This is a genomic window from bacterium, assembly GCA_013360195.1.
In the GTDB taxonomy this organism is placed as follows: Bacteria; Electryoneota; RPQS01; order RPQS01; family RPQS01; genus JABWCQ01.
Genome location: JABWCQ010000002.1, coordinates 202872 through 221287, shown reverse-complemented (window position 1 = coordinate 221287; position 18416 = coordinate 202872). Strand labels below are relative to the sequence as shown.

General features: G+C 52.0%; 15 protein-coding genes, 2 tRNA genes and 3 pseudogenes. All 20 read left to right on the top strand.

Annotated features, from left to right (window positions below):
- The 20 genes and pseudogenes from tsaD (at nucleotide 1) to nusA (ending at nucleotide 18413) form a co-directional block, all read left to right on the top strand.
- Nucleotides 1-1023: a tRNA (adenosine(37)-N6)-threonylcarbamoyltransferase complex transferase subunit TsaD gene (gene tsaD / locus HUU59_02260; protein ID NUO18254.1), complete on the top strand. Its 1023-nt coding sequence runs from the start codon at nucleotides 1-3 to the stop codon at nucleotides 1021-1023.
- Nucleotides 1020-3188, top strand: a complete 2169-nt coding sequence (locus HUU59_02255; GenBank protein ID NUO18253.1) for a hypothetical protein — start codon at nucleotides 1020-1022, stop codon at nucleotides 3186-3188. The genes tsaD and HUU59_02255 overlap by 4 nt, the downstream gene beginning before the upstream one ends.
- Before the next feature lie 10 nt (nucleotides 3189-3198).
- Nucleotides 3199-4740 carry an acyl-CoA carboxylase subunit beta gene (locus HUU59_02250; GenBank protein ID NUO18252.1) on the top strand — a complete coding sequence of 514 codons (1542 nt, stop codon included), beginning with the start codon at nucleotides 3199-3201 and terminating at the stop codon, nucleotides 4738-4740.
- A 29-nt stretch (nucleotides 4741-4769) separates the two neighbouring features.
- Complete coding sequence (locus HUU59_02245) at nucleotides 4770-5240, top strand: response regulator (protein ID NUO18251.1); 471 nt, start codon at nucleotides 4770-4772, stop codon at nucleotides 5238-5240.
- A gap of 24 nt (nucleotides 5241-5264) precedes the next feature.
- Entirely contained in the window at nucleotides 5265-5693 is a 429-nt protein-coding gene (locus HUU59_02240; GenBank protein NUO18250.1) for a hypothetical protein, read from the top strand.
- Nucleotides 5694-6042: 349 nt separating this feature from the next.
- A pseudogene (locus tag HUU59_02235) lies at nucleotides 6043-6888 on the top strand (VCBS repeat-containing protein).
- Between the two features lie 276 nt (nucleotides 6889-7164).
- Nucleotides 7165-7296 (top strand): annotated as a pseudogene (locus HUU59_02230) (FG-GAP repeat protein).
- 12 nt (nucleotides 7297-7308) lie between these two features.
- Nucleotides 7309-7593, top strand: a pseudogene (locus HUU59_02225) (T9SS type A sorting domain-containing protein).
- Between the two features lie 500 nt (nucleotides 7594-8093).
- Nucleotides 8094-8179 (top strand) — tRNA-Leu (locus tag HUU59_02220).
- A gap of 86 nt (nucleotides 8180-8265) precedes the next feature.
- Entirely contained in the window at nucleotides 8266-9267 is a 1002-nt protein-coding gene (locus HUU59_02215) for a phosphoribosylformylglycinamidine cyclo-ligase (protein ID NUO18249.1), read from the top strand.
- Entirely contained in the window at nucleotides 9264-9860 is a 597-nt protein-coding gene (gene plsY / locus HUU59_02210) for a glycerol-3-phosphate 1-O-acyltransferase PlsY (protein NUO18248.1), read from the top strand. The genes HUU59_02215 and plsY overlap by 4 nt, the downstream gene beginning before the upstream one ends.
- The gene (locus HUU59_02205; GenBank protein NUO18247.1) at nucleotides 9860-10855 is read left to right on the top strand and encodes an NAD(P)-dependent glycerol-3-phosphate dehydrogenase; all 996 of its coding nucleotides are present in this window, start codon (nucleotides 9860-9862) and stop codon (nucleotides 10853-10855) included. Before plsY ends, HUU59_02205 begins: the two co-directional genes overlap by 1 nt.
- A gap of 13 nt (nucleotides 10856-10868) precedes the next feature.
- On the top strand, nucleotides 10869-12179 hold the full coding sequence (gene asnS, locus HUU59_02200) for an asparagine--tRNA ligase (GenBank protein NUO18246.1): 1311 nt from the start codon (nucleotides 10869-10871) through the stop codon (nucleotides 12177-12179).
- Between the two features lie 119 nt (nucleotides 12180-12298).
- The gene (locus tag HUU59_02195) at nucleotides 12299-13963 is read left to right on the top strand and encodes a hypothetical protein (GenBank protein ID NUO18245.1); all 1665 of its coding nucleotides are present in this window, start codon (nucleotides 12299-12301) and stop codon (nucleotides 13961-13963) included.
- Complete coding sequence (locus tag HUU59_02190; protein ID NUO18244.1) at nucleotides 13963-14256, top strand: acylphosphatase; 294 nt, start codon at nucleotides 13963-13965, stop codon at nucleotides 14254-14256. The genes HUU59_02195 and HUU59_02190 overlap by 1 nt, the downstream gene beginning before the upstream one ends.
- Nucleotides 14246-15643, top strand: coding sequence for an FAD-binding protein (locus HUU59_02185; GenBank protein ID NUO18243.1), 1398 nt, complete (start codon nucleotides 14246-14248; stop codon nucleotides 15641-15643). Before HUU59_02190 ends, HUU59_02185 begins: the two co-directional genes overlap by 11 nt.
- A gap of 55 nt (nucleotides 15644-15698) precedes the next feature.
- Nucleotides 15699-15772 (top strand) — tRNA-Arg (locus tag HUU59_02180).
- Nucleotides 15773-15828: 56 nt separating this feature from the next.
- Entirely contained in the window at nucleotides 15829-16509 is a 681-nt protein-coding gene (locus HUU59_02175) for a tetratricopeptide repeat protein (GenBank protein NUO18242.1), read from the top strand.
- Between the two features lie 114 nt (nucleotides 16510-16623).
- Nucleotides 16624-17094, top strand: coding sequence for a hypothetical protein (locus HUU59_02170; protein NUO18241.1), 471 nt, complete (start codon nucleotides 16624-16626; stop codon nucleotides 17092-17094).
- Nucleotides 17091-18413, top strand: a complete 1323-nt coding sequence (gene nusA, locus HUU59_02165) for a transcription termination factor NusA (protein ID NUO18240.1) — start codon at nucleotides 17091-17093, stop codon at nucleotides 18411-18413. The genes HUU59_02170 and nusA overlap by 4 nt, the downstream gene beginning before the upstream one ends.
- Nucleotides 18414-18416: the final 3 nt, after the last annotated feature.

Sequence of the window (18416 nt, the reverse complement as noted above, 5' to 3'; positions counted from 1 at the left end):
ATGCGTATTCTGGCCATTGAATCAAGCTGTGATGAGAATTCCGCCTCCGTAATCGAAGACGGTGTTGTGCGCTCTCTTGTGACGGTTACTCAAAACGTGCATCAACAGTTTGGCGGAGTCGTGCCAGAACTTGCAAGCCGATCACACCTTGAGCTGCAGGACGATAATATTACGCGCGCTTTAGAGAGCGCGAGTGTCGCGCACAATCGCATTGATTATGTCGCTGCCACGTCCGGGCCGGGTTTGATCGGATCTCTATTGGTCGGGCATTCATACGCATTGGCATTGGCAGAGTCTCTGTGTATCCGGCTCATTTCAACTCATCATATGGAAGCGCATTTGTGGTCGGTTGAAATTGACCGCTCGGCGCTGCCGGTTCCCTTTCTCGTGTTACTGGTTAGCGGTGGTCATACGCAGTTGGTGCTGGTCAACGGATTCCGGGAATATGAGATTATTGGATCAACCCGCGATGATGCGCTTGGTGAAGCGTTCGATAAGGTCGGGAAGTTGCTCGGTCTTGGTTTTCCTGCCGGAGCCGTCATTGATCGAGAAGCTAAGTCCGGTGACTCGGCCGCGATTTCCTTTCCCGTATCCATGCGCGATGCGTCGTATGACTTCAGTTTCTCCGGTCTGAAAACGGCTGTTGCATACAAGCTGCGCGATGAACCGGAATGGGCAAACGCAGAGAAGAGAAGAGATTTACTCGCCTCGTTTCAAGCGGCTGCAATGAAATCTGTTCTTGAAAAAGTCGCGCGTGCAGCGCGTGAGTTCGACGTTCGGGCTATTGCTGCTGCCGGCGGCGTCGCAGCAAACAGCTCGCTGCGGGATGGCCTGAAGGTAATTGCTCAGGAGAGAGGTATCGAATTGGCGCTGCCAGCCATGAAGTACTGCGCCGATAATGCCGCTATGATTGGCTACACTGCGTGGAAACAGATAACCGCAGGATTACCTGCCGCCGCACTCGCTGTGAGACCGCGCTGGCCGCTTTCTGATTTACGACAAACAGCGACTCTAACGAATTGAGTACACTTATCACTTTGGCGGCGATTCGCGGGGTCACTCTCAGTGCCCCGGTCTTTCTGTTTGCACTATTTGCACTCGCCTGCACGGCTCTCGCCATTATTGTTTACCAGAGGACATTGCCGCCGGTCGGCACTCCTCGGCGCAGGTTGCTGGCGGCCATACGTGCACTTGTCCTGGTCCTTATTCTGTTCCTGATTTTCGAACCGGTACTTCGATGGCTCGACCGACGAGATGAGCGAGCGAAGATATTGCTGCTGGTGGATAAGTCGGCCTCAATGGGAATCAGCGACAACGGCATCATTCGGGACAGCGTGCTTGCAGACTTCTTGAACAGGTCTGAGATAAAGGCGCTGGCGGCCGACGGTGAACTGCGAAGCTTCGTTTTCGGAGACTCTGCCGTGCAAACGACGCTAGATTCTGCTCAAGTTACGCCGCCCGCGCTTGTGGGAAGTGACCCTGCGAAAGCCTGGCAAATTGCACGTTCCGCCACATCGTCGGAAGACATCGGAGCAATCGTTTTGCTCACCGACGGCGCACATAATATGGGACCCAATCCCGAGCGTGCTGCCACCGAATCTGGAATACCGATTCACACCGTTGGAATCGGAGATACTGTTCTTCGGAGGGATGTGCTGATTGCCGACTTGCTGACCAACGACATCGCTTACAAAGGCACGCAGGTCCCGGTCAGAGTTCGTGTGAGAGGGCAGGGGGGGGCAGGCGCAGTAACACGTTTGCGGCTGTTGGATTCCAAGTCCCGCACATTGCTCGATGAGAACATTTCGTTCGACGGTTCGCTTTTTGAGCAGAATTTCGATGCAAGTTTAACAGCGGACTCCGAAGGCGAAATCAGGGTGACCGCTGTCATTGACACGATTGCGAATGAAGTGACGGCAGAGAATAACCGGAGATCGAAGATTGTCCGGGTGCTGGACTCAAAGTACAATGTCCTTCTTCTTGCGAGCAGCCCGTCGGCTGACGTGACTTTCGTCCGTCAAACGCTCGGACTGGACACCACGGTCGAAGTGGAGTCGTATGTTGAAGTAAAAGGCGGTTTTGTTAATGGCAAAACGTACTCTGAGGACGTAGTTAGCAAGACAGATTTGTTTGTCTTTGTCAATTATCCTGCTGCGGGTTCAAATCGACAACTTTGGGACGATGTTTCAAAAAGGCTTGTTGAGGACGGTGTGCCTCTGCTGTATCAGCATGGTCCGGCAGTTTCTCAATCAAGCTTGTCGAGAATAGCGGCGCGGCTGCCTGTGGAATTTCAGCCTGACGTTTCTTTCGAGCGGGTGGTTTTGCGCGAAGGCGAGTCTCATGCCGCTCTAAGTGGACGAGGTCCGCTTCCTGCGGGCTGGCCGGATTTGCCTCCGGCACTTGGAGCTGTTGACCGAGTATCTGCTAAGCCGTCTGCTGTGACAGTGGCCACATTCGCAAACGAACTGACTCCGAGTGTCAACGGCGGTCCGGCAGTAGTTTTGTCCGAATTGAATCGCCGCAGGTGCGCGGCTATCACAACGTTTGAGACATATCGTTGGACTCTAGGTTTAGCGCGCTCTCCGCAGGCATCAGTTTTTCAAAGAGAGCTGCTTTCCCGATTAACGGCTTGGCTGCTTGCTCCAACGGAAGAGAAGCAATTCATACTCTCGACGGACAAGAAGGTTTACAGCACAGGCGAGCCGGTGCGTATGCAGGGTCAAGTTTACGGCGCAGACCTGACTCCTGTCAATGATGCCTCCGTGCTTGTCGAAGTGAAGCAAGGTGATCGAAAAGAGGTCGTCTCACTTCGGTCAAAAGGGAATGGCCTGTATGAATCACAATTCAGCGCATGGGGGAGCGGGGACTACTCCTTTGCCGGATCGGCGGTTTTGAGAAGCGATACGCTTGGCAAAGACGACGGCGGATTTGTTGTGGAGGCATTTAATCTTGAGTGGATGGACTCGCGCGCTCGCTGGGATATTCTGCAAGGTATCTCGCAGAATTCCGGCGGCGTGTTTGTTACGGCATCACAGCCGGATTCCCTGTTCCGTTACCTTCAATTACCTTCGCGGGTGATTGAAAACTCGCGTGAGATTCCGCTTTGGAACAAACCTTATTTTCTGTGGATATTGATAGGCCTATTGGCTGTTGAATGGCTGCTGCGCAAACGCAGCGGCATGTTGTAGAATGACTGCAATGAAAAAGACCATAGACGAACTTCACCGCCGGAGAAAAGAGTCCAAACTTGGCGGTGGGCTGAAGCGCATCGATGCCCAGCATCAGAAAGGCAAAATGACGGCCCGCGAGCGCCTCGATATTCTGCTCGACCCGGGTTCATTTTGTGAAATTGACGCCCTTGTGACGCACAGGTCGCAACAGTTCGGACTTGATAAGCAAATTGTTTACGGTGACGGCGTTGTAACGGGTCACGGTAAGATTGACGGACGCACGGTGTTTGTCTTTGCGCAGGACTTCACTGCTTTCGGCGGTTCGCTTGCCGAAGCACACGGAAAGAAGATCTGCAAGATAATGGACCTGGCCATGAAGGTCGGAGCACCGGTCATTGGTTTGAACGACTCTGGCGGCGCGAGAGTTCAGGAAGGTGTCGTTTCTCTCGGTGCGTATGCTGACATTTTTCTGCGCAACACGCTTGCGTCGGGTGTTATTCCGCAACTCTCGGCTATCATGGGTCCGTGCGCGGGTGGAGCAGTGTACAGTCCCGCGATAACAGACTTCACCCTAATGGTTGAAAACACGAGCAACATGTTCGTGACCGGACCCAAGGTTGTGAGGACTGTGACGCACGAAGATATCACGAGCGAGGAGCTGGGCGGGGCGGTGACACATGCAACAAAGTCGGGCGTCGCGCATTTCGCCTGTCCCAATGAAGCTCACTGCCTTCTGACTTTACGCAAGCTGTTGAGCTACATGCCTCAAAACAATCAAGAGGATCCTCCACGCCGTCCGGCGCCACACCAGCCGTTGACGGACGATACCCTTGGAAACATAATTCCCGAGGAGCCGTCCAAACCGTATGACATTATAGAGGTCATTAAGCGCGTAGTGGACAGGGACACCTTTCTTGAAGTTCATGCAGATTGGGCCATGAATATTGTTGTCGGATTTGCTTGCTTTGCCGGGAGGCCGGTCGGCATCGTTGCCAATCAGCCGTCGGTGCTCGCCGGAGTGCTTGATATTGACTCCTCGAGAAAGGGCGGCAGATTCGTCAGATTTTGCGATGCGTTCAACATCCCGCTTGTCACCTTCGTGGATGTTCCGGGGTTTTTGCCGGGAACGGAGCAGGAGTGGAACGGTATCATCGTCAATGGTGCAAAGCTGCTGTATGCCTATTGTGAGGCGACCGTGCCAAAGATTACGATTATTACTCGCAAGGCCTACGGCGGCGCATACGACGTGATGAGTTCGAAACATATTAGAGGTGACCTGAATTTTGCCTGGCCGAGCGCGGAAATTGCGGTCATGGGGGCGCAAGGCGCAGTAGAGATCATCTTCTCAAAAGAGATTCAATCGGCGCCGGAACCGGAAGTGGCAAAGGCCAAGTTTGTTTCGGAGTACACGGATCTCTTCGCAAATCCGTTTGAGGCGGCAGCCCATGGATACATTGACGAGGTGATTGATCCGGCATGCACAAGGGAGCGGATCATCAGCGGGCTGGAGATGCTTGAAAACAAGGTCGACTCTAATCCTCCGAAAAAGCACGGCAACATACCTCTTTAGAATGTGGCCGGTCAAACAGGGAGAAGCACATGGCCAGAATACTCGTCATTGACGACGATCACGACTATCGCGCGATTTTGCGCGAGTTCATCGAGAACAGGGGGCATACGGTTCTCGAAGCGGATTCCGCACGGGCGGGAACGGATGTTTTCCTGCGGGAGAAGATTGACTTGGTTGTCTCGGACTTCATGATGCCGGAAAAGTCGGGGATGGAATTGCTTTCAGAGTTGAAGAGAATCCATCCGAAGGTGTTGTTCATCATGGTGACGGGTTTTGCTTCCATTGAAACGGCGAAGGAAGCGATGCGGCGCGGGGCTTACGATATTTTGCAGAAGCCGGTTGAAATGGACCAGCTGGCCGCTGTGATGCATCGCGCATTGTCAACAATTGAACTGCAAAGCAATCTATCTACGGTGCGCGGCGTGAACATTGCATTGTTCCTGTCAATTCCGCTATGGTTTGGGCTTGGATACTTGTTGTTTCGCTTTCTGGGACGGTAAACATCGATGTTTGGAGGAACGATTATGAGCGGTCGCGCGACATATCTTTGGTTGACACTTTGTGCCGCCATTCTGCTGATGACCTCTGCCTGCAAAGACAAGAAGATTACCGGGCCTGACGACCCCAATCCGGGGAATTTCCGGCTGGAGATTCGGGCGAACGATACGCTCCGTTATAATATTGACAACGCGGTAGTTGTCCGGCTGTTTCAAGGCAGCGGCATGGCGGTCAATGACACGGTGCTATTCAGAACGGAGTCCGGAATCGGGTTCATGGATGATCATCTTGTTATTCCGCAATCGGACACGCTGGCACATCCGTGCGGATCGAATCCTTGTCCGAAGTATATTTGCGATGATACGACGGTGGCCAAGGACGCGATATTCGGTTACGCGATTTCAGGGGGTGATACGGTTGCAACGGCACAGGTAGGCTTCTTCTTGAGAAGGTAGCTCCTTCAAATAGAGGTTTTGATTGGCCGGGCGGGAGTCCGGCTTTTTCATATCGGTGTTTGACCATAATATAATACTATAAATACATGTTGTCAACAGTTATTTCTATTTTATTGAACTTAATAAACATATGTTCAGCTTCAAATTAGGAAAAAAGTGGCCAAAAGAGAGGTATTGGGGAGGGAGGAAAACAAAAATAAGAAATGAGAAATTAGAAAGGGGGACAACGTGCGGGGGCGGGGATGCTTACGGGGAATGAGGCGCTGTTTTCTTGACAATCCCAGGGGCAAACGCTATCTTGTTTACAGGACTTGCATAACAAGTCGGGCGACCAAGCACGGAGGCGAGGATGGACACGCGAATTCTATCTGTATTCAATCTCTTGAAGCGGGTGGGGTTCGCGGTTTTGTTGTTGGGGGCGTGTTCATCTTCACATGCCCAGCAGATTATCTGGGAGCGGGATGGCGAAGGGGATAGCTCGCGCTATGGGCGTGAGATTTTGCCGCTGGGAGACCAGAACTTGGATGGGTTTGATGACTTTGCCGTGCAGGCTTTTGGCGTGGGGCCGCAGGGGACAGACGAGGGCGTGTGGTTGGATTTCTTTCTTGGAGGGAATCCGCCCAGCACAGAGCCATACATGCGAATTGACACACCGCCTGACGGAATCTGGACTGGAGACATCCGGACGTTGGATTTTAATGGGGATGGATTTGTAGATGTGATGTTCTCAGGTAATGTCAAGATCTATTTCGGCGGTCCGGATATGGATACCATACCCGATGTAATTTGGAATGGACAACGCAGGGACACTGAAACTTCAAAAAGGACCATTGGAGATTTCAACGGAGATGGGTATTGGGATTTGTATCGCTATGACGGTATTTTCGGGGGTGGGGATTCTACAGAAATATTTTTTGGGGGACTGCCATTCGACACAATTCCAGACTTGGCAATGCACAGTCCGCCGAACGAGATCGGAAAGGCAGCTCCCGATACCTATGGTGATTTGAACGGGGATGGAATAGATGATTTCATCACGACAACGTATCCGGGCGGGAGTATGTGGCTTTACATCTACCATGGCAGTTCGGTACCTGATACAATACCTGAACAGGAGATATTCATCTCGGGCCAGCAGCATGTCCATGTAGATATCGTCCCCGATTTGAATGGCGATGGTAAGGATGATCTGATCTTGTTTGGTGACGATGGTTGGCCGGGACAATATCATGTATTTCTGGGAGGAGATACACTTGCTTCAATACCTGATTTCAATCTCAGCGGTGAACCCGGTCGGTTGGATGAGGCGCGCAACTATGGCCCTGAGATAGCCGGCGCCGGTGATGTAAACAATGACGGGATTAATGATCTGCTTACGGTTGCGCCAAACTGGCAATGGGGAACTGGGCGACTCTATTTAGGTTATCAATGGTTAAACGAATTCCCGGTCTGGACAATCCGTGGCCGTACAATGCCCTATGATTTGATTGGGATTCGATATGCTGCAGGTGTGGGGGATATCAATGGTGACGGCTTTGATGATGTGGCCTTAGGGGCATTTAACACAGACTTTGACGGCTATCGGGGGCGAGTCGTCGTCCTTGCCGGGCAAGCGATGCAAGTGGAAGCCGATGACATGCCTATTGGAGTGCCGGACATATTTGATGTGTCGGCCTTCCCCAACCCCTTCAACAGCACACTCTCCATTTCGCTTGATGTCCCGTTACATCAAGAAGTGATGTTGTCGCTGTATGATTTGTTGGGGAGAGAGGTGGATGTGGTTTATCGGGGGCGATTGGCTTCGAGTACGATTTCTTATGCTGCGCCTGCGGGGCTCTCGAGCGGGGTTTATTTTTTGAGGGCAGTGAGTGGGGAGCAGAGTGAGTTGGTGAAGGTGGTGCTGCTAAAATAGGAAAGAGGAAAAAGGAAAGAGGAAATAGGAAAGAGGAAAAAGGAAAAAGGAAAGAGGAAAGGCAGAGGCCCCCCTTAATCCCCCCAAAACTGCGGCAGATTTTGGGGGGAGATCAGAGCGAAGACGGCCGGAGGCCGTCGGAAGTATGATTTTTCGATTTGCGTGGTGCTTGACGAGATCCTTCCAGGATGACAATATGCTTTACATCGTGGATTGCGCATAGGATTTTCGTGGTGCTTGGGTAGGTCCCTACGGGATGACAAGCTTTACCCCATTGTGAATGCGCTGGAGGAAGTTGGGGGTGCTTGGCATTTTCACCCTAATTCTCCCGGAGGGCAGAGAGGGAACTACTTGCATATTATCCGCTAAGTCTTTATATTCCAACTTACGGTTTTAGCCGCTTTCCACCAGCTATTTGCGTGACTGCTATAGTAATTGGCCCCCCACGATTACTAAGCTCCGCTTTGCTGGTGGTATTTTTTCCCCCTGCCGGGGTGGCGGAACTGGTAGACGCAGCAGACTCAAAATCTGCCGGGGGTTACCCCCCGTGCCGGTTCGATTCCGGCTCTCGGCACCCTTCATGGTGGGCCGCACCTGTGGTGCGGCCTATTTGTTTGTAGGTTAGGTACGTCTTGTTTTTCTGAGTGTTAGGAGCAAAATTTGTCCTCGACTTACGCCACATCTGGTGTCAATCTCGACCGTGCCTCGGCGGCAAAGAAGTTGATCGCACAGGCCGCCAAGTCCACACATACTGCCAATGTCGTCAGGGGTATTGGGTTGTTTGGCGGGTTCTATGCGCTGGATGGAGCCCCTGACGGACAGGTTCTCGTTGCCTCAACAGACGGAGTGGGAACGAAGGTTCTACTTGCCGCACAACTGGGAGGTATCGGAGGATTAGGTGAGGACTTGGTTCACCATTCCATTAATGATATTCTGGTTTGTGGTGCGAAGCCCATTTTCTTTCTCGACTATCTTGCTTTTGGAAAGTTGGAGCCGGAAGTTGCAGGAGTTCTGGCTGAGAGTCTGGCGCGAGGCTGCAAAGCGCATGGTGTCGCGTTGATTGGCGGAGAAACGGCCGAGATGCCGGGGCTTTACGCGGAAGGTCATTTTGACTTGGCCGGGACTATCGTGGGGACGGTGAGGCGGGACAGAATCTTCGACGGTTCAAGAGTGCAAAGGGGGGATGTCTTACTTGGAATTTCCTCAAGCGGTCCACATACGAACGGCTACTCGCTCATTCGCAAAGTAATTGAATCGAGAATTGAATCGGGTGAGATTCGAGCGGTGAAGCTCTCAAGTGGAACTCCGTTTGTGGATGCGGTTTTGACTCCGCATCGGTGTTACTGGAATGAGATGGAGTCGCTGCTTGCACATCCGAGTTTACATGCGATGTCGCACATAACGGGCGGAGGATTGGTCGAAAATACTGAACGTGTGCTGCGTGAGGGACTGGAGCTCGAAGTAGATTGGAATGCTTGGGAGTTGCCTGAACTCTTCAGAAGGATTCAGGAGTGGGGGAGTGTGGAAGATGAAGAGATGCGGCGCGTGTTCAATTGCGGCATCGGGTTGGTGCTGATTGTGGCAAAAGATTCCGTGGAAGAGTTTCATGCGCACTTCGCGAGATCAGGCGAGAAGATTTTCACGATAGGGCGCGTGGTGTGAGTTCGTATCTTGCGGCACTTATTGGCTATGTCATCGGCGGGATACCGACAGGAATCTGGATTTCGCGCTTGGTGGCAGGAAAGGACCCGCGTGAAGAGGGGTCGGGGAGTTCGGGAGCAACAAATGTCTCGCGAGTCTTGGGCAAGAAGTGGGGTATCGTCGTGCTTCTGCTGGACGCGTTCAAGGGATTTGCGCCCGTGTATTGGCTTGCACCTTTGCTGTTTCGAGACAGTGCGGCAAGCGCTCAGGTCTTAATGGCGTGCTCGGCAGTCATGGGACATGTCTTCACTCCATATGCGAATTTCAAGGGCGGCAAAGGCGTGGCAACCGCGGCAGGTGCGATGGCGGCGATCGATCCGCTGGCGCTGCTGTTTTCACTGGGGGTATGGGCAATAGTATTTGTCGTTTCAAGGCGAGTTTCACCGGCATCCGTGCTGGCGGCGATTGCATTTCCGGTGCTGATGTGGAAAATTCATGATGGTGTCGATACTGTGATTCTAATCGGCGGGATCATCATCGCCATTTTTCTGATGTACACTCACCGTCAGAATCTTGCACGGTTGTTTCTCGGCAAGGAGCCGAGGTTCTTCTGATGAAGATAGCAATACTGGGAGCCGGGAGCTGGGGGACGGCGCTGGCAATACATGCCGGTGGTTTGGGCAATAACGTGCGGTTGTGGGCGCGCGAACCGGAGATTGTCTACAACATAAAGGCAACCGGAAGGAATACCCGCTTTCTTCCTGAGGGCATTCTGCCTGACACCGTTGAAGCAACGAATGATCTCGAAGCCGCATTGGACAGCGCTGAAGTATATCTGCTTGTGATTCCGCTGCAATTCGTGCGCGAGTTTGTCAAGGCTCAGGGACATTTGTTTCCTGACGCTTACTGCGTTGGTACGGCAAAGGGGATTGAATCATCAACCGGCAAACTGGAACACGAAATTTTGATGGAAACGATGCCAGATTTTGAGCCGATGAAGTATGCGGCCCTTTCCGGTCCGACTTTGGCAGGCGAGGTGGCGATGGGAATGCCCACTTCGGCGGTGATTGCCAGTGCGAGCGAGGAAACAAGCAGCGCCATGCAACGGGTTCTCTCATCGGATCGATTGAGACTTTACCGTTCAAGCGACGTGATCGGAGTCGAGTTTGCCGGCGCAATGAAGAACGTCATTGCGCTAGCGGCCGGGATGGTGGACGGCATGGAGTTCGGCGCGAACACAAAGGGCACTTTAGTCACACGCGGACTTGCCGAGCTTTCGAGACTGGGAAGCGCTGTCGGCGGGGAGCGAAAGACATTCGCAGGCCTGTCCGGTATGGGAGATCTGGTGACAACTTGCATCTCGCCGCGAAGCCGAAACCGTCAAGTCGGCGAGTATATCGGACGCGGGGCGACACTCGAGGAAGCGCTGCGCCGAACGGGGCAGGTAGCGGAAGGAGTTTGGACGGCACGAGCGGCGTTGGAACTCGGACGCAAACATAATGTCAGTGTACCGATTACAGAAGGTGTCTGTGCAGTGCTCGAAGGACGACTCTCGGCAAAGGATGCCGTAAGAGGATTGATGGAACGACAACTTAAAGAAGAAGACTAAGAGCGAGGTGAATATGGTGACGCCATCTGCGCCACATGTTTATTTGGAAGACATTGCGAAGTATGACGGAAAGGATGTTTTGCTAAAAGGGTGGCTGTACAATAAGCGCTCGTCGGGCAAGATTCGCTTTGTTATGCTGCGCGACGGCACTGGCTTGATTCAGTGCGTCGGCTCCATCCATGACATCGGAGATGAGGGTTTTGCCGCAGTTGATTCCCTTGGACAGGAATCTTCGCTGATGGTCGTTGGAACCGTGAAGGCCGAACCGCGCGCGCCAGGAGGATACGAGTTAGTTTTGAAGCAGGTTATCCCGGTTCATGCGGCGATGGGAGAGTTTCCAATTTCACCTAAAGAGCATGGGACGGCATTCCTGATGGATAACCGCCACTTGTGGCTTCGAAGCAAGCGCCAGGTGGCCATCATGCGTATTCGTCACGCCATTGTGAAGGCAATTCGGGATTTCTTCGACGGACGCGGTTTCACTTTGTTCGATCCTCCGATATTCACGAATGCCGCCTGTGAGGGCACGTCCACGCTGTTTGAGACGGATTACTTTGGAGAAAAGGCATATCTGTCGCAATCCGGTCAATTATACGGAGAATGCGGAGCGATGGCGCTCGGCAAGATATATACGTTCGGACCGACGTTCCGAGCGGAGAAGTCCAAGACGCGACGTCACTTGACAGAATTCTGGATGATTGAGCCCGAGGTCGCCTACATGGATATGTGGGGAGCCGCGGAGCTCGCAGAGGACATGATCTGTTTTGTTGCCCAGCGAGTACTTGAGACACGTATGGAGGAGCTTAAGACCATCGAGCGTGATCCGGGCGTCCTTGAGAAAATTCAGAAACCGTTCCCCAGACTTAGTTATACGGATGCGATTGACGTACTGAAGAAAAGCGGTCATGACATTGAATGGGGTGGTGATATCGGTGGTGATGAGGAAACGACGATTTCTAATCAGCACGAACGCCCGACCATTCTCTATCATTTTCCTGCGGAATTGAAAGCCTTCTACATGAAACGTGATTCACAGAACCCGAAACTGGCCTTAGGGTTTGATGTACTGGCTCCTGAAGGCAAGGGAGAGGTCGTCGGCGGCGGTCAACGAGAAGATGACTACGAAACTCTGGTGGAGAGAATCAAGGAACACGGGTTGAATGTCGAGGACTTCAATTGGTTCCTTGACTTGCGGAAGTATGGGACGGTGCCTCATTCGGGATTCGGCCTTGGTCTTGAACGGACTGTGGCGTGGATGTGCGGTTTGCCGCATGTACGAGAGACGATCCCGTTCCCACGGATGATATCGAGATTGAAGCCATAGCCAGCGTGACGCTGGACCAATTGCGCTAACGCGAGTGACTTTGTACTGAGAATAGCCTGATTGATTGACCCCCTTGCCCCTCGAAATGACCGGGGTGAATAAGCAACCGGAGGTATATGATGAAGATTCTTGCAATCGTGTTGGTTTCTGTTTCGGTAGTGTTTGGTCAGGTTACGATTGATGCGACGAATTGGCCTTACGGTTCGGATCAGATTGGAAACTTCTGGGACTATTACAATACGTCCTCGAATGTCGCGGTAAACATGGGCATCATCAATCCAGCACAAGTAAACGGTGTGTGGGATTTTACGACCGGACCAACAACCTCGACAGCATCAAGTGAACTCCGAGCGACGGCCGATGCACCGGCTCCCGCGCCTGCACAGACTTCGTACGTGGAGTATCAAACTCAAGGCGGAAGCACGCAGTGGCTGTACAGTGATGAATCTGCGGCAGGAACATGGGCGCGCGGATTTGCGCAAGGCGGAACGGTGTATCCTTATGATGCACCTCAATGGAATATTTACCATTATCCCATGACCTACGGGACGAGTTGGAGCTCAAGCTGGACGTGGGGAGAAGACGCGCTTGGTGTACCGATTCAAGAGACTCGCACCAGTGAAATCGTAGGGTGGGGAAGTGTAACAACGCCGTTTGGCGGGCCAATGCCATGTCTTGTGATGAGAACATTGCAAACAAGCTATGCCGAGTATTTGGGGATTCCACTAGTAGACGATCTATACAGGACATACGAGTGGATAGTGCCGGGAATTGGAAGCGTTGTCGCCATTCTCTCCGTTGAAGGTGAAAGTAACTGGTTGTTTAACACGGCTTCGGGATTCTTCCGAATGAATGACACTAATCTTGGCGGAGACTTGCTTCCGCCAAGTATTTCTGGCGTTACGGATTTGCCGGATACGCCAAGCCCCGGGCCATACAATGTGTTTGCCACGATCAATGATGAAAGCGGAATCGAATCTGCGCTGATCTACTATTCCACGAACGGCGGAGCTTATACAAGTGCAGCTCCGACGGAAGTTAACGGAAGTGTTTATACGTTCCAGATACCTTCGCTCACTGGTTCACCCATTCAGGAAGTGCGCTATTATATCTGGGCGCGCGAAAACGCGTCAAATCAAAACACCGCGACTAATCCGAGCAATGCACCGACAAGTTACCTGTCATTCAATTGGATCAATGACAATTTGTCTCCGACGTTTAGCAACGTAACGGTGTGGCCGTCCCCGACGAATTTCAACGGACCATTCCCGGTGAACGCGACTATCAATGACGATAATGGCGTGCTCTTCGCTTCGCTGCACTATCGCTTCGGTGCGGGAGCATGGCAAGAGGTGCCGTCGGACGGAAACGTAGGAAACGTGTATTCGTTTACGATACCGGAAATCAGTTCGACCACGATTATCCGTTACTACTTGGAAGCGGTGGACAACTCCGGTTTCTTTAATACAGGATTTCATCCGCCTGCCGGACAAGCCGGGCCAATTGTCTTTCAGGCGGTTTTCACTGTACCGGCTAACCCACAAGCAATTGATGATTTGACGATTGCAATCTCCGAAAATGACGTTCTGCTCAGGTGGGATGCGATTACACAGGATGTCAATAACAATCCGACTGTAATCGATCACTACGACGTCTATCGAGGTTCGGTTGGTGACGGAAGCGATTTTGCTTTCCTTGGAAGTACTACTTCGACGACTTACACGGACGTCGGTGTGATCGCAGGCGGACCCGCACATCAATACATGGTGCGTGCCATTCGATAATGTGCACAGATTTCGTACGATTTCGGGTTATTGTAACCGGTTTGGTACAAGGAGTAGGGTTTCGCTACTTTGTGCAGGAGCGGGCGGTATCGCTTGGAGTCACGGGTTGGGTTAGAAATCTTAGAGACGGTCGTGTTGAAGCGGAGATTGAGGGCGACAGCGACTTGGTCAACATGCTAATCGATGCGATGCGAGAGGGTCCGACGTTTTCACATGTCGAGTCTGTTCAAGCGTTTCCGTTATCGGGCGGACGCCATCACTCTGATTTTCGAATTGCTCCAAATGGACAATAAGATTGTGAACGAACTTCGCCGAATTTTGGGAGATGACGAGTTGCTGCTGGCGGGCGACTTTAATTTCGAGAAGTACGGCAGAGACGAAACAGAAGACCTGTACTTTGCGCCGGATGTTGTGGTGCGGCCGCGAAGTGTTGCCGGAGTTCAGAAAGCGGTGCGATTCGCGCACGAGTATGGAGTGCCGGTCGTCACACGCGGTGGCGGTACAGGACTTTCCGGCGGAGCATTGCCTTCAGAAGGCGGAATCGTATTGTCAACCGAAAGGTTGGATCGAATCCTTGAGATCGACCGCGACAATTTCTTTGTTCGAACTGAGCCGGGCGTCATTACTCAAGTTCTGCAGGAAGCGGTTGAAGCTGAAGGTCTGTTTTATCCTGTAGATCCGGCCAGCAGAGGCTCCTGTACGATTGGTGGAAACGTCGCCGAAGGCGCAGGAGGACCGCGTGCGTTGAAATACGGAACGACCAAGGATTATGTATTTGGCTTGGATATAGTGCTGGCGAACGGCGAGTTCGTTAGGTACGGCGGTAAACGACTGAAGGATGTGACCGGATTTAACATGGTGCAATTGTTCGTAGGGAGCGAAGGGACGCTGGGAGTCATAGTAGGGGTCACTCTGAAACTATTGCCGTTGCCCAAGTTTCGCCGCACACTGATGGCACCGTTTGCATCGCTGGAGAGCGCGGCAACGGCTGTACCGGTGATTCTGCAAAGAGGTGTTGTTCCTTGTGCCCTGGAATTCATGGAACAAGCTTGTCTGAAGGCCATTGAGGAAAAGCGGAATGACAGCGTTCCTCACTCCAATGCGGCGGCGACACTGCTTATCGAAGTTGACGGGAATCATGAGGAAACTCTGGACCGTGAAATGGAAGTAATCGGGGAAGTCCTGTATGAGCACGGTGCTCTTGATGTGGACGTCGCTGAGAGTCCGGCAAAGCAGGCAGAGCTCTGGGCAATTCGGAGAGCGGCAGGGGAGGCGGTGAAGTCCATTTCCGCGTACAAGGAAGAGGACACGGTTGTTCCGCGCGCGAATCTGCCCCAGTTGGTAAGGGGAGTCCACGAAATTTGCGACCGCCATCGTGTCCGGATGATTTGCTATGGACATGCTGGTGACGGCAATATTCATGTGAATCTACTGCGTGACAAAACCGATGATGCTGAATGGCAGAGACGCTGTTCGGAAGCGATTCCAGAGATTTTTGAACTGACTGTATCACTTGGCGGGACAATAAGTGGCGAGCACGGGATAGGGCTGGTCCAAAGGAATTACCTGAGGTTGGGATTGTCGGACCAGGCGATTTCGAGTATGAAAGCCATCAAATCGGCTTTGGACCCCAAAGGTATACTCAACCCGGGCAAAATCTTTCCTGACCCGGCTACTTAGAAAGACTTGACAATTTATCGCAAGCACCTTATATTGATAAGTTTGGCGGGTACTTGCCCCCGTAGCTCAGATGGATAGAGCGAGAGTTTCCTAAACTCTGCGTCGGAGGTTCGAGTCCTCTCGGGGGTACGATGGACTTTGAACTCTCGAAAAACGATCAGCACTTCACTTTCTAAACATTTAAGATGGCTAAAGTTACAGCCGAACGAGGCGGACGCCTCACTAAAGAAGACCTGAAGCACGATACCTTAGTCGAAACTGCGGTGAAGGTCGAGAGTTTCTATGAGACTCACAAGCAGACCGTGTGGATGGCAGCTGGAGGCTTGGTTGCCGCGATTGTGGCAATAATGGCACTTGTAGGTTGGATGGGCAGCTCCGCAGACGAAGAGAGTTTCGCACTCATGCAGGCGAAGACCGCTTACGGCCAAAGGCAACTCGCTGATGCTCAAGCCAAATTCCAGCAAGTGCAGGCCAACTATGGCGGCGAAACAGCTGCTGAGGCGCAATATTATCTTGCCAGAATCAAGTTTGATAAGGGAGATTATTCGGGCGCTTTGATGGATTTTGAAGCGTGCTTGAAGAGTTATTCACCTGACGAAGCAACGGCGCAGGGAGCAATGGCCGGTGTGGCGAGCGCTTTGGAGGCTACTGGGCGATTGGATGAAGCAGCATCGAAGTACATGGAAGTGGCCGGCAAATACCCAGAATCGGCATACGCTCCAGAGGCTTTGACCCAAGCTTCCAGACTTTATGTTAAGTTAAATCAAAATGATAAGGCGCTTGAAGCGCTCGATAGAATCATTCGGGATTACCCTGAATCACAGGGATTCCAAAAGGCCAAGACTTTGGCCGATCAGCTTCGTTGATTTCCATGTTGGCTTGCATTTGATGCCCAGTTTTGCTATACTCTTCGTAGTCGAGTGAACATAAAAAAGTGGGCCAACGCCCGCTTTTTTCGTTATTTACACCTTACCAGCGCATTGGAAAAAGTAGAAGATCACGTACGAGCACTGCTTGCAGAGCACGGATTCAAGTTGCTTGAGTTTTCCCAGATAACTCGAAACGGGACGACTCAGCTTCGAGTTGTGAGTGACCGTGAGACCGGCAGTATTTCGGTGGATGAGTGTGCCATGCTAACCCGTGAGTTGCGGCATCTAATCATCGAAATGAAGCTTGTGCCAGATGATTTCAGACTTGAAGTCAGTTCGCCGGGACTCGATTACCCGCTTCGAGAAGCGTGGCAATTTAAAAAGAACATCGGCAGGCTGTTGAAAGTGCGAATTCCCGGGCCAAAGGGACCCAAGGAGATTCGCGGCAGACTGGCCGAATATGACGAGCAAGCAGGCTTGACCCTGCGAACGGAGTCACAGGTACATCAATTTGGGCAATCAGAGGTATTGTCCGCAGTCGTGTTGCCTGAATTCAAGTCACCAGTGGAGTTGAAGAGATGAATTCCCCGATTGTTGAAGCTATCGGCCAGATTCTGCAGGACAAAAGTATTGACCGTGATGCGTTTCGTGAGATCATTGAAGGCGTATTCCATGCAATGATCAAGAAGAAATACGGCAATGCTGAAAATTTCGACGTGATTTTCAATATTGACAAGGGCGATATCGAAATCTTCTGTGAAAAGGAAATCGTTGACGATGACGATGTGACTGATCCTGTGACTCAAATGCCGTTGTCCCGTGCGCTGAAGATTGACGAAGATCTCGACATAGGCGACACCTATGCCGAACTCGTGAATATCGAGGAATTTGGCCGCAGGCTCGTGATGACTGCGAGACAAAACCTTACGCAGAAGATCCGTGAGATTGAAAAAGAGAACATTTTCACGGAATTCTCTTCACGGATTGGTGAAATCGTGACAGGCGAAATTCACCAGATCAATCGCAAGGAAATTCGCGTACATTTGGATCGTTATGAAGCGATCATGCCGAAATCCGAGCAGGTGTACAACGAAAAGTACGTTCGCGGCAAATCCGTTCGCGGGATCATCAAAGAGGTCCGCCGAACAACCAAAGACCCAGAAGTCATTATTTCGAGATCTGCTCCGGGCTTCGTAACCCGACTGTTTGAATTGGAAGTGCCGGAGATATTTGACAATATCATCGAAATCATGGGTGTATCCCGTGAGGCCGGCGATCGCACCAAGATTGCGGTTCGCAGTCACGACAAAAGAATAGATCCGGTCGGCGCGTGCGTCGGTATGAAGGGAATTCGTATTCAAGCGGTCGTTCGCGAGCTTGGCGGAGAGAAGATCGATATCATCCACTGGAGTGCCGATCCGGAAATCTATGTAAAGCGTGCGATGTCTCCGGCTACACCGCTGCTTGTAGTGTACGATCAGGAATCCCATACGGCGACCGTCGTTGTTCCAGACGACCAGATTCAGTTCGCGATTGGAAAGCGAGGTCAGAATCTGCGACTTGCATCTGAACTCACCGGTATTCCGATTGAACCAATCAAGGAATCCGAGTACCTTGCACCGGAACCGCTTTCAATCAGTGAAGTGAGCGAACTTGATGATGAAACCAAGTCCAGATTAATCGAGGCCGGATTTGAATCCGCCGATGACATACTGGATGCCGGTGATTTGAAAGTGATGGAAGCGACCAAGTTTGAACTTGGCCGAGTCCGGGAAATAATGAACATTCTGAATACGTACTTTGTTACGGACGAAGACCTGCCGGTTGACGACAAAAAGGACGGTGACGATACGTCCAATCCGGCTCATTCGCCGCAGACCGAGAGAAAAATCGAAGGTTAAGGA